Origin of the sequence: Microbispora sp. GKU 823 (assembly GCF_002027145.1) — a bacterium.
GTDB lineage: Bacteria > Actinomycetota > Actinomycetes > Streptosporangiales > Streptosporangiaceae > Microbispora > Microbispora siamensis.
Genome location: NZ_MWJN01000030.1, coordinates 22926 through 37371, shown reverse-complemented (window position 1 = coordinate 37371; position 14446 = coordinate 22926). Strand labels below are relative to the sequence as shown.

Below are 14446 nucleotides of genomic sequence, written 5' to 3'. Positions count from 1 at the left end.
TCACTTCACCAACTGATCGAGATCCACCTCGACCGGGAAGGGCACCTGCACCGCCAGATGCCCGTGGTGGATCCCGGTCGGCGTGTACGCGCCCGTGGCGGGGTCCCGTTCGTACACGTAGACGACGGGACGCCCGTCGCTCTCCTCCACTCGCCAGAAGTGCGGGATGCCCGCCTCGGCGTATCGCAGCGGCTTGAGTTTGCGGTCGCGCTCCACCGACTCGGGAGAGACGATCTCGATCACGAGATGGACCTCCCGCGCCTCGTAATAGGTACGGTTCATGTCCGCCGCCGCCTCGGCGTCGATGACCATCACATCCGGGCACGGACGCGTCCGAGGCCCCAGCTTGACGTCCATTTGGTCAACGGCGGTCAGGTGCGCTGGGGACTGAGAGTTGAGACGTTCGTTCAGGCCGCGGATGAGGCTCTGGTGGAATCGCCGCTGGGGGGACATGAAGACAAGTGCTCCATCGATCAGCTCGACGCGTTTGAAGAAGTCGGGCTCGCCGTTCGGGCCCTCCGAAGGCAGATGATCGAGGTCGTCCGCGGTCCACCCCCAGGGGGGCGGTGCCGGCCAGTACTCGAGTGCGCTGCTCACGTCGTGCACTTTAGTGTCATCCTCGTCACTCACGGTAGCCGTTCCACTCAATCTCGTGACCCTTACCCATTGTCCCCCGATTGGCATGCGAGGGCGAGGATCAGCGGGAGGCGGGGAGGGGGGTGCCTTCCGGGGGCGGGAACCGCATGGAACGGGGAATCAGCGCGAGGAGGAGGGGCGGCGCTCGCGGGTCTGCCGGGCCTGCCTCGCCAGGGTCTCCAGATAGGAGGTCTGCTCGGAGCGGGTGGGCTTCGTGAAGAGCTTGTTGAAGATTCTCATGGCTATATTGTCGCATCGCTAAACAGTTGAGCGCAAACAAGTTTTTCTAAGGAGAACGGTTTAGACTGTCTACATGTTGGATCTGAACCGGCTGAAGGCCCTGCACGCCGTGTCGGTCTACGGCTCCGTGGGCGCGGCGGCCGAGGCGCTGATGGTGACCCCTTCGGCGATCTCCCAGCAGCTCGCCAAGCTCGAACGGGAGACCGGCGCCGTCCTGATCGAACGCAACGGGCGCGGGGTCAAGCTGACCGACGCCGCCGGGCTGCTCGCCGAGCACGCCGAGCGCATCCTCGCGCTCGTGGAGACGGCGGAGGCCGACTTCGAGGCGCTGCGCGGGGCGGTGGTCGGCAAGCTGACCATGGCCGCCTTCCCCACCGCGGCCCGCGGCATCGTGCCGCGCGCCCTGACCACGCTCAAGAGGCAGCATCCCGATCTCGACCTGCTCGTCTACGAGAGGGAGCCGGAGCGGCAGATCCGCGAACTGGCGCGCGGCGACCTCGACCTCGCCGTCCTGCAGGACTGGCTCAACCGGCCGATGGCGCTGCCCGAGGGCCTGTCGCGCGCGGCGCTGCTCGACGACGTGGCCGACGTCGTCGTGCCGGCCGACCATCCCCTGGTGAACGCCGACCGGGTGCGGCTGAGCGATCTCGCCGGCGACAACTGGATCAGCTCGACCCCCGGCACGGTGTGTCACGACTTCCTGGTGTTCCTGCTGCGCTCCGAGGAACGGGAGCCGCGGATCGTCTGCATGGCCGACGAGTACCCCACCCAGCTCGCGCTGGTCGCCGAGGGCCACGGCTGCGCGCTCATCCCCCGGCTGGGCCGGGGACCGCTGCCCGAGGGCGTCGCCGTCCTGGCCGTCCAGCCGCCGCCGGTGCGGCGGATCTACGCGGTCTGGCGGACCGACGCCGCCCGGCGTCCCGCGATCCGCGCCGCCGCCGACGCGCTACGCTCCGCGTGCTCCGAGCTGCCCGGCGGGTAGGCTGTCCAGGTCATGACAGAGATGACCATCGTTCACCTGCTCCGGCACGGTGAGGTTCACAATCCCCGTGGGGTCCTGTACGGCAGGCTGCCGGGCTACCACCTGTCCGAGACCGGCCGCCGGATGGCCGAGGTGGTCGCCAAGGCCGTCGAGGGCAGGGACATCGTCGCGGTGTGGAGCTCGCCCATGGAGCGCGCCCAGGAGACCGCGGCGCCGGCCGCCCGGGTCCTGGGCCTGGAAGTGACGACCGACGAGCGGCTGACCGAGGCGGGCAACGTCTTCGAGGGCCTGCGGATGACCGGCAGCGACAACGTGTTCCGCGACCCCCGCTCCTACCGCCACTTCAGGAACCCGTTCCGACCGTCGTGGGGCGAGCCGTACACCCAGGTCGTCGCACGTATGAAGGCGGTCGTGGACGACGCGCGGGCGGCGGCGCGCGGCCACGAGGCGCTGCTGGTCAGCCACCAGCTGCCCATCTGGATCATCCGGCTGGCGGCCGAGGGCAGGCGGCTGTGGCACGACCCCCGGCGCCGTCAGTGTGCGCTCGCCAGCCTCACCAGCCTGACCTTCGAGGGTGATCGGCTCATCAGCGTCGGCTACAGCGAGCCCGCGGGCGCGCTGCTCAGGGCCGGCACGCCGCCGCAGGGCGAGGCCGCGCTGTTCGACAAGGCCGACGAGGCGCTCCCCGACGCTTTTCGGGCCGGCCCGGAGGACGAGGAGAGGCCCGGTTCGCGATCCGTCCCCGGCGTGTGACCCGGCGAACGGGGCACCCGCACCGGTCGGTAGGCTTACAGCTCTACCGGTTGTAGTACAAGGAGATCCTCCTCCCGTGTCCGCCAAGCGCCTGTCCGCCAACCGCGTGTCCGCCAAGCGCCTGACCGCGCTCGCCGCCGCGGCAGTGGCCGTGACGGCCCTCGCCGGCTGCGCGGGCGGCCAGGCGGCCCAGCCCCGCTCCGGCGACACGCGGTTCGTCGCGGGGGACGGCCGCGTCGAGTTCTTCGCCGCCGCGCAGCGTCACAAGGCGCCCGTGATCGAGGGGAAGACCCTCGACGGCGGCACCGCCACGCTGACCGCGGGCAAGGTCCACGTGCTCAACTTCTGGGCCTCCTGGTGCGCGCCCTGCCGGGCGGAGGCGCCCACGCTCAAGGACATCGCGGCGACCACCAAGTCCAAGGGCGTGGAGTTCCTCGGCGTCAACTTCAAGGACCTCGAGGCGTCCGCGCAGGCGTACGACCGGGCCGTCCAGCCCGGCTACCCGAGCATCTACGACCAGAGCGGCAAGGTGCTGCTGCAGTTCCAGGGCACGGTGCCGCCCGCCGCCATCCCCTCCACGTTGATCATCGACTCTCAGGGCCGCATCGCCGCCCGCGCGCTCGGCGCGGTCAAGTACGACGACCTGCTGTCGGCCGTCACCAAGGTGACCGATGAGTGACCTCGGCAGCACCGTCGCGACCGGGTCGCTGCTGCTGGCCGCGCCGATCGCCGCGGCCGCCGGGCTCGTTTCGTTCGTCTCGCCGTGCGTGCTGCCGCTGGTCCCCGGCTACCTGTCGTACGTCACGGGCATGAGCGGCGACCCCAAGCGGGGCCGGATGGTGCTCGGCAGCGCGCTCTTCGTGCTCGGGTTCGCGGTCGTGTTCGTGCTGGGTGGCGCGCTGTTCGGCAGCCTCGGCGCGGCGCTGCACGGCAACGCCGACGTGATCACCAAGGTCCTCGGGGTGGTGACGATCGTCCTCGGGCTGGCCTTCGTGGGAGTCGTCCCCGGCCTCCAGCGTGACCTGCGCATCCACCGGCTTCCCGCGGCCGGGATCGCGACGGCCCCACTGCTCGGGGTCGTCTTCGGCCTCGGCTGGACGCCGTGCATCGGTCCGACGCTGGCGGTGGTGATGACGCTCTCGGTGAACCAGGGCAGCGCGCTGCGCGGCGCCGCCCTCGCCTTCGCGTACGCGCTGGGCCTCGGCCTGCCGTTCGTGCTGGCGGGGCTGGCCTACCGCAAGGCGCTCCACGCGTTCAAGGCGGTGCGCCGCCACACCCCGCTGATCACCAAGGTCGGCGGCGCGATGCTCGTGGCCGTCGGCGTGCTGCTCGTGACCGGGCAGTGGTCGGAGATCATCGTCCACCTGCAGGTGTGGGTCGGCGGCTTCAGGCCGGTGATCTGATGAGCGCCCCCGACGATCTCGCCTCCGCCGTACGGGAGAAGCCCGTGGACGAGGCACAGGCGCAGGAGCGGACGAAGCCCGTCGGCCTGGGCCCGATCGGCTGGACGCGCTGGGCCTGGCGCACGCTCACCTCGATGCGCACGGCCCTGATCCTGCTGTTCCTGTTCGCGCTCGGCTCGGTCCCCGGGTCCATCTACCCGCAGCGGAGCGTCGATCCGGGCCGGGTCGCGCAGTATTTCAAGGACAACCCGACCCAGGCGAAGTGGCTCGACCGGTTCTGGCTGTTCGACGTCTTCAGCTCGCCCTGGTTCGCCGCGATCTACCTGCTGCTGTTCATCTCGCTCGCCGGCTGCGTGTTCCCGCGCGCGCTGACGCACATCAAGGAGATCCGGCGCCGCCCGCCCGCCGCGCCGCGCAACCTCCTGCGCCTGCCGCACAGCGAGGCGTTCGAGGGCGGTCTCACCCTGGAGCAGGCCGCCGCCGCGCTCAGGCGCAGGCGGTTCCGGGTGGTCACCGGCGACGGCTGGGTGGCGGCCGAGAAGGGCTACCTCCGCGAGACCGGCAATCTCCTGTTCCACGTCGCGCTGCTCGTGCTGCTGTTCGCCGTCGGCGCCGGAGGGCTGTTCGGCTACCGCGGCAACGTGCTGGTGGTGGAGGGCGACGGCTTCTCCAACGCCGTGGCGGCCTACGACCGCTTCATGCCCGGCAGCCGGGTCACCGCCGAGTCGCTGGAGCCGTTCTCCTTCACCCTGAAGGACTTCCAGGCCAGCTACGTCGCCGCGGGGGAGAAGCAGGGCCAGCCGCTCGACTACCTGGCCAAGCTGACCGTGCAGGACTCGCCGACGGCCGCGCCGCGCGAGGTGGACCTCAAGGTCAACGACCCGCTCGACGTGAACGGCACGCTCACCTACCTGATCGGGCACGGCTACGCCCCCACGTTCCGGGTGACCGACGGCAAGGGCCAGGTGGCCTACGACGGCCCGGTGCCGTGCCTGGCCGACGACCAGGCCACGTACACGTCCGAGTGCGTGATCAAGGTGCCGGACGCCCAGCCGACCCAGCTCGGGTTCCTGGCGCGCTTCCTGCCCACGACCGTGCCGAACGGCGACGCCTGGGTGTCCGTCTTCCCGGGCGCCGCGAACCCGACCGTGCAGGTCTTCCCGTTCGCGGGCGACCTGGGCCTGAAGTCGGGGCAGCCGCAGTCGGTGTATCAGCTCGACACCACCAACCTGAAGCCGCTCGGCAAGATGTCGGCCCAGCCGACCCCGCTCAACGTGGGCGAGACCAAGGAGCTCGCCGACGGCGCCGGGAAGATCCAGTTCACCGGCGTCAAGGAGTGGATCAGCCTTCAGATCACCTACGACCCCGGCCGGGAGCCCGCCCTGCTGGCGGCGGCCGCCGCGGTGATCGGGCTCGTGCTGTCCCTCACGGTCCGCCGCCGCCGTCTCTGGGTGCGGGTGAAGGACGGGACGGTCACGGTGGGAGGATTGACCCGCACCGAAGGCGGTGGCGCGGCCTTCGCCGAGGAGTTCGCCCAGATCGTCACCGCCCTGCGCGGCGACGCGCCCGCCGACGAGCCGGACGGCCGCGACGCGCCCGCCGGTGACCAGGGCGGCGATCGGGGCGGCGAGCCGGACGAGCCCGGGAGCGCCGGGCACGTCGCGCCGGACGCGCCCACCGGAAACGCTGCGCCGGGCACCCGCCCGGACGAGGAGTGAGTGATGCCCGCCGAGGTCAACGAGAGTCTCGCCACGCTGAGCGACCAGCTCATCCTGGTCACCGTCCTGCTGTATCTCGCCGCGATGATCTGCTACGCGCTGGATCTCGCCTTCGGCCGGGCCCGCACGGTCGTGGCCGTACGACGTCGGGAGCTGGTCGGCGCGGGCGGTCCCGCGCTGCCGGAGGACGCGACGGGGGACACAACCCAGGATTCAGGCCCGCAGCCGGCCGCGTGGGCGGTCCGGGCGGGAACCATCGGCGTGGTCCTCACCTGGATCGCGTGGGCCGGCAACCTCGCCGGCATCCTCACCCGCGGCATCGCCGTCGACCGGTGGCCGTGGGCCAACATGTACGAGTTCGTGGTGGCCATCTGCTTCGCCGCCGTCACCGCGTTCCTCGCGCTGCTGATCCGCCAGCCGATCCGCTACCTCGGTGCGTTCGTCACCGTGACCGCGGCGCTCGGGCTGGGCTTCGCCGTGCTGTTCCTGCACGTCCAGGCGGGCCCGGTGATGCCCGCGCTGCACTCCTACTGGATCGCGATCCACGTCACGGCGGCGATCGTGGCCAGCGGGCTGTTCATCGTGGCGGGCGTCTGCGCGATCCTCTACCTGATCCGCAAGGACGGGCGGCCGTCGGTGCTGCCGAGCCGGGAGGGTCTGGAGCGCGTCGCGCACCGCGCGATCGTCATCTCCTTCCCGATCTGGACCTTCGCCGTCATCGCCGGCGCGCTGTGGGCCGACCGGGCGTGGGGCCGTTACTGGGGCTGGGACCCCAAGGAGGTCTGGGCGTTCGTCACGTGGGTGGTCTACGCCGCCTACCTCCACGCCCGGGCGACGGCCGGGTGGCGCGGCAAGGCCGCGATGATCATTTCGCTGGTCGCCTTCGGCTGTCTGCTGTTCAACCTCATCGGCGTCAACATCTTCTTCTCGGGTCTGCACTCCTACGCCGACGTGCCGAAGTGACGGGCGGCGCCTGAGGGAGGGGGCGGCGCCCGAGGGGGGCATCAGTCCTCGTCGCGCAGGCGCCGCTCCAGGCTGCGCAGGAACTCGGGGTCGTCGTCGGGGCCGCGGGGCGCGTCGCCGCTCTGGACCCACTGGCCGCCACCCGACGCGTACATGGCGTGCCGGGCACGGGGGCGACCCACGAGGAGCCAGGTCAGCGCGCCCACGTCCGCCAGGAAGATCACGATGAGGACCCACATGAACTTGGGGAGGTTGCGCACGTCCTCCTCGGGGGTCGTGATCACGTCGAACAGGCAGTAAAGCCAGAGGGCAAGCAGCGCCAGGCCGATAATCACGCTAGGCATGCCCACACGGTAAGCCATGCCGGCGACTGATCGTGTCGGCCTTCGGGGTGACGGGGACAGCCGGGCATCGTACGGTGGACCGGTACACGGCATGCCGGGAACGCGGAGCCTGACAGAGGGGTGCGATGGCGGAGCCGGGCGACAGGGGCCGCCACCGGCGGGGGTCGCGGTGGTGGCAGCGAGGGCCCTATTGGTCCTCCCACCGCCGTACGGACCTCCCCGAACGCCCTCCCGATCGTGTCACCGACCGTGTCTCCGACCGGGCCGCCGCCGACCGTACGGTGGAGCGCACCCAGGACCGGCCCGGGGAACGGCCGCAGGGCCGTCGCAGGCAGTGGGACGGGCAATGGGGATCCGACTGGCCCGGCTGGCCACCAGAGCAGCCGGAGCAGCCGGTGGACCGGGCCCACACCGTGACCGCGCCCGTGGTGGACGACCGGCCGCAGTACACCTGGCAGGACTTCGAGCTCGACGACCTGCCGACGCGGGCCGCGCCGCACCCTCCCGACGCGCCCGACCTGCGGGACGGCAGGCGGCACTGCGGGCCGCTGGAGCGCATCCTGTACCGCGAGTGGGACGCCGCGGAAGGGCCTCCCTCCGCCGACGCCGTACGGGCCGTGGACAGCCTGGCGAGCCTGCCCGAGCAGCTCAAGACCAAGCTCGCCATCGGGCTCGAAGGCATCTACGTCGGGCGCGGCGGGGTGCCCGACCTGGACGACATGGGCTACCTGCGCGGCGCGCCGCTGCCGTCGGGACGAGCCACCTGGGACATCTGCGCCGGCGCGTACGGCGACCGCAAGATCGTGGTGGGGGACCGGCCGTCGCCCACGCCGGACGTGATGATGCACGAAGTCGGACATGCGCTGGACGACGTGGACGCCGGTCCGGGAGAGTGGGTGTCGGACTCCCCGGAGTTCGCGGCGCTCTACGAGGAGTGCCTGCCGCTGTTCGCGTCGTCGTTCCACCGGCAGCCCGGCGGCCTGGGGCGCAAGGAGTTCTTCGCCGACGCGTTCGCGGCGATCGCGTCCCGGCAGCGTCCGGCCCTGGTCGACATGCTGGGCGGGGACACGCGGGCCGCCCTCAACGTCATGCTCTTCTTCAACCGGCGTTACGGAATCTAGGTGATTCGGATGTACGTGATCCGGCTCGGCGACGGGACGCTGCGCGTGCCCAGGTCACTCACCACCGATGACGGGCGCCTCATCGGCAACGCGTACGTCGAGGTCGCGCCGGGAGAGCCGGACTACGAACGCTGGCTGGCCGAGTCGATCACCGAGGAGGAGGACGCCGAACGGCGGCGCCGCTGGCGTGAGGGCGACGACGCGCTCGAGCAGGCGTTCCTGGCCTTCAAGGCGGAGCAGGACTGACGTTCCCGGCAAGGGAGCAGGACAGGCCGGGGACGCAGACTCGACGTGGGGCTGACTCCGGTGACCCTGCGGCGTCCGGGTAGCGCGCAGGATCACCCGGTGCTGGTACTGCGTCAGACTCGCGGGGAGTCGCCGTTCGGCCGTTCGGCCGTGAGGACGTCCTCACCGCGAAGGAGGGCATGCACTTCCGATTCACGGAACCGCCTGTGCCCCCCGGGGGTACGGATGCTGCTGATGCGCCCGGCCGCGGCCCAACGGGTCACGGTCTTCGGGTCGACCCTGAAGAGAGCGGCAACCTCTCCAGGAGTCAGCAGTCGCTCGCTGCTACTCTCCACAATCTCTCCCCCTCGCGTCCCGCGTCCTGCAGCGGGCGGACAGGTAACCAGTGTGCCGAGCGAAGCCTGATTTATCCGTGGTTTTCGCAGAAGATCACGGGTTGTTACCGGCTCAGTGCCCGATTGTTATATGATAGAGCCTCTTTGGGGCGCTCATGGGTGTTTCTTTACAAAAGCGCCTTGTTGTGAACACTAGCAGTGCCCGCAGCAGATGCGAAGAGAGACCGGCGCGTCGGGAGAGTGACGTAACCTCGACGCTGTGCATCCGGTTGTCGTTTACACCCTTTCGCGCCTCGGCCTGTTCGCCGTGGCCCTCGGCGTCCTGTATCTCGTCGGCCTGCGGTCGTTCCCACTGCTCCTGCTCGCGGTCCTGGTCAGCGGCCTGGCCAGCTATGTGCTGCTGACCAAACAGCGCGACGCGGTGAGCGAGCGCATCGCCGGGAAACGGCGGGAGGCGGGGAAGAACTAGGTCGTCGGGAACATGCCGACGCGGGCATGGTACTCATGCCCGAGCTCCGTCGTGTCGCTTCCCACCAAAAGACCTGTCTTTACGGTCAGGAAGGCCTTTACCCCGATTCCCCTTTCCCGCGTGGGGTTCCAGCGCAGCGCCCTGCCCGTGACCGGGTCGATCGCCCCGATCCCGGGCCGGTGGACCGCTCCGGGACCGGCCGTGTCGGCGCCCCGGGGGTTGTCCAACCAGCGCTGATGTCCGCCCACGTAGACGGCGGACCCCGTGACCGCGACCGCGTACAGGGAGTCCCCTCCGGTCAGGTTCACCCAGGTCGGACGGACCGCCTCGCCCTTCGCGTACGTCTCGAACCTCGCGGCCGAGTCGCACAGCTTGGACGTGCGCGGCGCCGGCCCGCCCGTCGTGACGACCACGAAGTAGCGCCCGTCGGGAGACAGGTCGAGCCCCCGCACGTACGACGGGAAGTCCGGCTTGCACGCCGGGGCGTACGCCTCGGTGCCCCAGTCGGCCACCCGCCCGGTCGTCAGGTCGATCACGCCGAGCTGCGGGCGGCGCAGGCCGTCGAGCGTGGTGAACGAGCCGTCCACCACTAAGCGGTCGCGGACCGCCGCCATCGCGTAGATCCGGGGATCGCCGCGGCGCCCGTCGCCGGGCGTGACGGTGAACCGGGGGTCCACCGTGCCGGTCTCGGCGTCCACCCGGGCCAGCGCGGTGCGCGGGCTGCGGCCGATCCTGCTGAAGTCGCCGCCGACGTAGAGCGCGCCGCCCAGCCGTACGAGGCTGGTGACCTCCCCGCCGTAGACGGGGGCGGAGAAACTGTCGACGGGGGCGCCGTCGGACACGCGGAGGCGGACCAGTCCCCGGGAAGGCGCGCCGAACGCGCCGCCCACGAAGACCGTGCCGCCGGGACCTGCGGCCAGCGCGGCCACCGGCCCGTCGAGGTCCGGTGCGAAGTCGCGCAGGACGCGCCCGGTGTAGAGGTCGAAGGCGAAGACGTTCGCCCGCGGCAGGTCCTCCCCGCCCCGGGCCTCGCGGACCGCGCTGAACTCGCCGCCCACGACGACGGTGCGGCCGACCAGCGCGAACGCGGTGACGATGCCGTCCAGCACGTGCGGAGTGGTGTTCACCGGGTTCTCCGAGGCCACGCGGGGCTGCGGCACCCCGGCGGACACCGGGACGGCGGGGAGGACGGTGGCGCATGTGACGAGCGATGCGACTGGGAGCAGTGCGGTGGTGACGCGCATTCCCCAATTTCTAGCAGACGCAGCGTAATCGGAGAACTACGTTCCGCTCATACGGTGGCGGCGGTGAGGGGGCGCGCCCGTCGCCGCCTAGGCTTGCGTGCATGACGCGCGCATCGCTGGACAAGCAGCCGCACGAGGTCGCCGCGATGTTCGATCGCACGGCCCGGCGCTACGACCTGGTCAACGACGTCCTCTCGCTCGGCCAGGACCGCCTGTGGCGGAAGGCCACCGCGGCGGCGATCGACGCCGGGCCCGGCGAGCTGGTCCTCGACCTCGCCGCGGGCACCGGCACCTCGACCGACGCGTTCACCGCGCTCGGGGCGCGGGCGATCGCCTGCGACTTCTCGCTCGGCATGCTCCGCACGGGCGTCGAGCGGCGCGGCGGCTCCGGCCTGTACGGCGGGGGCGTGCGAGGGGTGACGTTCGTCGCGGGCGACGCGCTGCGCCTGCCGTTCCGCGACGACACGTTCGACGCGGTGACGATCTCCTTCGGCCTGCGCAACGTGGCCGACACCGGGCAGGCGCTGCGCGAGATGCTGCGGGTGACCCGTCCGGGCGGCAGGCTGGTGATCTGCGAGTTCTCCCGGCCGACGCCCAAGTCGTTCGACCTCGTCTACTCGCAGTACCTGATGAAGCTGCTGCCGCCGGTGGCCCGGATGGTCAGCTCGAACCCCGACTCCTACGAGTACCTCGCCGAGTCGATCCGGGCCTGGCCAGACCAGGAGGCGCTGGCAGGGATCATCCAGGAGGCCGGCTGGCGGAAGGTGGCCTGGCGCAACCTCACCCTCGGCATCGTGGCCCTGCATCGGGCGGTCAAAGCGTGATGAGGCGTGCTTGGCCATACCCCTCTGACACTGTGCGCCGGATAGGGGTTAGACTGCGGCGCGACAGTTTGTGAAGTTGTTCACAAAGGCACGAAGGTCTAAACCAATTCGAGGCCTTCCTTCCCTGGAACGGATAGGTCCCCCGTGAGCGAGCAAGCCCGCGTGACGCGGAGAGATGTCGACGCCGACGTCATCGTCGTCGGTGCGGGTCCCGCGGGTGCGACGACGGCCTTCCACCTCGCCCGCGCCGGTCTCGACGTGCTGCTGCTGGAGAAGACGCGCTTCCCGCGTGAGAAGGTCTGCGGTGACGGGCTGACCCCGCGGGCGGTGAAGGAACTCGTCGCCATGGGCGTCGACATCGACGCGCCCGGCTGGATCAGGAACAAGGGGCTGCGCGTCTACGGCGGCGGCGTGCGCCTCGAACTCGACTGGCCCGAGCTGTCGAGCTACCCCGACTTCGGCCTCGTGCGCACCCGCGCCGACTTCGACCAGATCCTCGCCAGGCACGCCGAGCGCGCGGGCGTCCGGCTGCGCGAGGGCGTGAACGTTACAGGCCCGGTGCTCGACGAGCGCAGCGGCCACGTCGTGGGCGTGACGGCCAAGGCGGACGGCGAGGAGGTGTCCTACCGCTCGCGGCTCGTGGTGGCGGCCGACGGCAACTCGACCCGGCTGTCGATCGCGATGGGCCTGCACAAGCGCGAGGACCGCCCGATGGGCGTGGCGGTGCGCACCTACTACAAGAGCCCCCGGCACGACGACGACTACCTGGAGACGTGGCTCGAACTGTGGGACGGCGACCGGCTGCTCCCCGGCTACGGCTGGATCTTCCCCGTCGGCGACGGCACCTCCAACGTCGGCCTCGGCCTGCTGAACACCAGCGAGGCGTTCAAGAACATCGACTACCGCGACCTGCTGCGGCGCTGGATGAAGAACACGCCGGCGGAGTGGGGCTTCACCGACGAGAACATGACGGGCCCGATCAGGGGCGCCGCGCTGCCGATGGGCTTCAACCGGCAGCCGCACTACACCCGCGGGCTGGTTCTCGTGGGCGACGCGGGCGGGTCGATCAACCCGTTCAACGGCGAGGGCATCGCGTACGCCATGGAGACCGGCCGGACCGCGGCCGAGGTGATCGTCCAGGCGCTGTCCCGGCCGACGCCCGCCCAGCGTGAGCGCGTGTTACTTGCCTACCCGCGTATCCTCAAAGACGCCCATGGGGGATACTTCACCCTCGGCCGCCTGTTCGTGGAGGCGATCGGAAGGCCGGGAGTGATGAGCTTCGCCACCCGGCACGGGATGCCCCATCCCACCCTGATGAGATTCGCCTTCAAGCTGCTCGCTAATCTCACAGACCGGCGGGGCGACGCCTCCGACCGCATAATCAACGCCCTGTCCAAGGTGGCTCCGCCATCATGACCGAAGCCAGCATGACTGAAGCCCGCATGACCGAGACGACGCGCACATCGCCGCCGGCCCCGCAGGTGGCCGCGCGGCCGGCCGCGCTCTCCGGCATTCTCGTGATCGCCCAAATTCACCGAGTAAGCGAGGACATGTAGCCATGGAGCTGTATGTGCCGATCGTGGTGCTCGCGGTCCTCGCGGCGGGATTCGCCGTGTTCTCCGTGAGTATCGCGCCCTTCACCGGGCCGAAGCGCTGGAACCGCGCGAAACTGGACGCCTACGAGTGCGGCATCGAGCCCACTCCGCAGCCGGTCGGCGGCGGCCGCTTCCCGCTGAAGTACATGATCACCGCGATGCTGTTCATCGTGTTCGACATCGAGATCATCTTCCTCTATCCGTGGGCGGTGGCCTTCGACAAACTCGGCGTGTTCGGGCTCGTCGAGATGGTGCTGTTCATCGTCACCGTTCTCGTGGCGTACGCCTATGTGTGGCGGCGTCGCGGCCTCGATTGGGATTAGCCATGGGTCTTGAAGAGAAACTCCCGAGCGGGTTCGTCCTCACCACCGTCGAGCAGGTGGCCGGCTGGGCCCGGAAGAACTCCGTCTGGCCTGCGACCTTCGGTCTCGCGTGCTGCGCCATCGAACTGATGGCCACCGGCGGCCCGAAGCACGACCTGGCCCGCTTCGGCATGGAGCGCGCCTCCGCGTCCCCGCGCCAGGCCGACCTGATGATCGTGGCCGGTCGCCTGTCGCAGAAGATGGCGCCCGTCCTCCGCCAGATCTACGACCAGATGGCCGAGCCCAAGTGGGTCATCGCGATGGGTGTCTGCGCGTCCAGCGGCGGCATGTTCAACAACTACGCCATCGTGCAGGGCGTGGACCACGTGGTGCCGGTCGACATCTACCTGCCCGGCTGCCCGCCGCGCCCGGAGATGCTGATCGACGCCATCGTGAAGCTGCACGACAAGATTCAGAACATGAAGTTCGGCGCGCACCGCGAGAAGCAGATCGAGGAGCTGGAGCTCCAGGCGCTGCGTACGCTGCCGCTGATCGACCAGGGGGCCGGGAAGTGACCACCGAGAACCTGCCCGGGCTGCCCGAGGAGCCCGTCGCCCGCAGGGGCATGTTCGGCGTCAAGGACAGCGGCGACACCTCCGGCTACAACCGCCTGGTCGTCCGCCGCCCGCCGAAGCTGTCCAGCAGCCGGCCGTACGGGTCGTACTTCGACGAGGTGGCCGACGCGCTGGAGCCGGCGTTCGCCGACGCCATCGAGCGCGTGGTCGTCGACCGCGGCGAGATCACCTTCCACGTGCGGCGCGAACGGCTGCCCGAGGTGATGCGGCACCTGCGCGACGACGCCGCGCTGCGGTTCGAGCTGTCGCTCGGCGTCTCGGGCGTGCACTACCCCGAGGAGACGGGCGCGGAGCTGCACGCCGTCTACCACCTGTGCTCCATCACGCACAACCGGCGCATCCGGGTGGAGGTCTCCTGCCCCGACGCCGACCCGCACATCCCCTCCACGGTTCAGGTCTACCCCACGCACGACTGGCATGAGCGCGAGACGTACGACTTCTTCGGAATCGTCTTCGACGGCCACCCGGCGCTGACCCGGATCGAGATGCCGGACGACTGGGAGGGGCACCCGCAGCGCAAGGACTATCCGCTCGGCGGAATCCCGGTCGAGTACCGCGGCGCCGAGGTCCCCGCGCCGGACCGGAGGAGGTCGTACTCGTGAGCATCCGCGGCGACCTGCACGAGTGGACGAGGGC

Annotated in this window: 18 protein-coding genes and 1 pseudogene; 15 read left to right on the top strand and 4 right to left on the bottom strand. The window is 70.4% G+C overall.

The window, feature by feature from the left end:
- Positions 1–597 (bottom strand): Uma2 family endonuclease, encoded by a 597-nt coding sequence (locus tag B1L11_RS17855; protein WP_079315572.1) that lies wholly within the window; start codon positions 595–597, stop codon positions 1–3.
- Positions 598–949: 352 nt separating this feature from the next.
- On the opposite strand from B1L11_RS17855, the gene B1L11_RS17850 reads away from it, so the two are divergent.
- The 6 genes and pseudogenes from B1L11_RS17850 (at position 950) to ccsB (ending at position 6695) form a co-directional block, all read left to right on the top strand.
- Complete coding sequence (locus B1L11_RS17850) at positions 950–1858, top strand: LysR family transcriptional regulator (protein WP_079315529.1); 909 nt, start codon at positions 950–952, stop codon at positions 1856–1858.
- A 12-nt stretch (positions 1859–1870) separates the two neighbouring features.
- A pseudogene (locus tag B1L11_RS17845) lies at positions 1871–2473 on the top strand (histidine phosphatase family protein); the annotation flags it as partial.
- Between the two features lie 214 nt (positions 2474–2687).
- On the top strand, positions 2688–3290 hold the full coding sequence (locus tag B1L11_RS17840; protein WP_256862652.1) for a TlpA disulfide reductase family protein: 603 nt from the start codon (positions 2688–2690) through the stop codon (positions 3288–3290).
- The gene (locus B1L11_RS17835; RefSeq protein WP_079315527.1) at positions 3283–4014 is read left to right on the top strand and encodes a cytochrome c biogenesis CcdA family protein; all 732 of its coding nucleotides are present in this window, start codon (positions 3283–3285) and stop codon (positions 4012–4014) included. Before B1L11_RS17840 ends, B1L11_RS17835 begins: the two co-directional genes overlap by 8 nt.
- A complete protein-coding gene (locus tag B1L11_RS17830; protein ID WP_079315571.1) occupies positions 4014–5732 on the top strand; it encodes a cytochrome c biogenesis protein ResB in 1719 nt (572 codons plus the stop codon). Before B1L11_RS17835 ends, B1L11_RS17830 begins: the two co-directional genes overlap by 1 nt.
- A 3-nt stretch (positions 5733–5735) precedes the next feature.
- Positions 5736–6695, top strand: a complete 960-nt coding sequence (ccsB, locus tag B1L11_RS17825; protein ID WP_079315569.1) for a c-type cytochrome biogenesis protein CcsB — start codon at positions 5736–5738, stop codon at positions 6693–6695.
- 41 nt (positions 6696–6736) lie between these two features.
- Here ccsB and B1L11_RS17820 read toward each other — a convergent pair whose 3' ends face one another.
- Positions 6737–7039 carry a PLD nuclease N-terminal domain-containing protein gene (locus B1L11_RS17820; protein ID WP_179155204.1) on the bottom strand — a complete coding sequence of 101 codons (303 nt, stop codon included), beginning with the start codon at positions 7037–7039 and terminating at the stop codon, positions 6737–6739.
- A gap of 125 nt (positions 7040–7164) precedes the next feature.
- Here B1L11_RS17820 and B1L11_RS17815 point away from each other — a divergent pair, with 125 nt between their 5' ends.
- Together B1L11_RS17815 and B1L11_RS17810 are read left to right on the top strand one after the other, a co-directional pair.
- Positions 7165–8160, top strand: a complete 996-nt coding sequence (locus B1L11_RS17815) for a hypothetical protein (RefSeq protein ID WP_256862651.1) — start codon at positions 7165–7167, stop codon at positions 8158–8160.
- A gap of 9 nt (positions 8161–8169) precedes the next feature.
- Entirely contained in the window at positions 8170–8406 is a 237-nt protein-coding gene (locus B1L11_RS17810; protein ID WP_030506849.1) for a hypothetical protein, read from the top strand.
- Between the two features lie 113 nt (positions 8407–8519).
- Here B1L11_RS17810 and B1L11_RS17805 read toward each other — a convergent pair whose 3' ends face one another.
- On the bottom strand, positions 8520–8741 hold the full coding sequence (locus B1L11_RS17805; RefSeq protein WP_079315524.1) for a BldC family transcriptional regulator: 222 nt from the start codon (positions 8739–8741) through the stop codon (positions 8520–8522).
- A gap of 259 nt (positions 8742–9000) precedes the next feature.
- Here B1L11_RS17805 and B1L11_RS17800 point away from each other — a divergent pair, with 259 nt between their 5' ends.
- The gene (locus B1L11_RS17800; protein WP_079315523.1) at positions 9001–9210 is read left to right on the top strand and encodes a DUF4229 domain-containing protein; all 210 of its coding nucleotides are present in this window, start codon (positions 9001–9003) and stop codon (positions 9208–9210) included.
- On the opposite strand, the gene B1L11_RS17795 is transcribed toward B1L11_RS17800, so the two are convergent.
- Entirely contained in the window at positions 9207–10454 is a 1248-nt protein-coding gene (locus tag B1L11_RS17795) for a hypothetical protein (RefSeq protein WP_079315522.1), read from the bottom strand. The two genes, B1L11_RS17800 and B1L11_RS17795, sit on opposite strands and share 4 nt — an antisense overlap.
- A 101-nt stretch (positions 10455–10555) precedes the next feature.
- On the opposite strand from B1L11_RS17795, the gene B1L11_RS17790 reads away from it, so the two are divergent.
- The 6 genes from B1L11_RS17790 (at position 10556) to B1L11_RS17770 (ending at position 14412) form a co-directional block, all read left to right on the top strand.
- Positions 10556–11278 carry a demethylmenaquinone methyltransferase gene (locus B1L11_RS17790; RefSeq protein WP_079315521.1) on the top strand — a complete coding sequence of 241 codons (723 nt, stop codon included), beginning with the start codon at positions 10556–10558 and terminating at the stop codon, positions 11276–11278.
- A gap of 162 nt (positions 11279–11440) precedes the next feature.
- Positions 11441–12694 carry a geranylgeranyl reductase family protein gene (locus tag B1L11_RS17785; protein ID WP_256862650.1) on the top strand — a complete coding sequence of 418 codons (1254 nt, stop codon included), beginning with the start codon at positions 11441–11443 and terminating at the stop codon, positions 12692–12694.
- On the top strand, positions 12691–12834 hold the full coding sequence (locus tag B1L11_RS46915) for a hypothetical protein (protein ID WP_179155203.1): 144 nt from the start codon (positions 12691–12693) through the stop codon (positions 12832–12834). The genes B1L11_RS17785 and B1L11_RS46915 overlap by 4 nt, the downstream gene beginning before the upstream one ends.
- 2 nt (positions 12835–12836) lie before the next feature.
- Positions 12837–13196, top strand: coding sequence for an NADH-quinone oxidoreductase subunit A (locus tag B1L11_RS17780; protein WP_079315519.1), 360 nt, complete (start codon positions 12837–12839; stop codon positions 13194–13196).
- Positions 13197–13198: 2 nt separating this feature from the next.
- The gene (locus B1L11_RS17775) at positions 13199–13750 is read left to right on the top strand and encodes an NADH-quinone oxidoreductase subunit B family protein (RefSeq protein WP_079315518.1); all 552 of its coding nucleotides are present in this window, start codon (positions 13199–13201) and stop codon (positions 13748–13750) included.
- Positions 13747–14412, top strand: a complete 666-nt coding sequence (locus tag B1L11_RS17770) for an NADH-quinone oxidoreductase subunit C (RefSeq protein WP_079315517.1) — start codon at positions 13747–13749, stop codon at positions 14410–14412. Before B1L11_RS17775 ends, B1L11_RS17770 begins: the two co-directional genes overlap by 4 nt.
- Positions 14413–14446 lie beyond the last annotated feature (34 nt).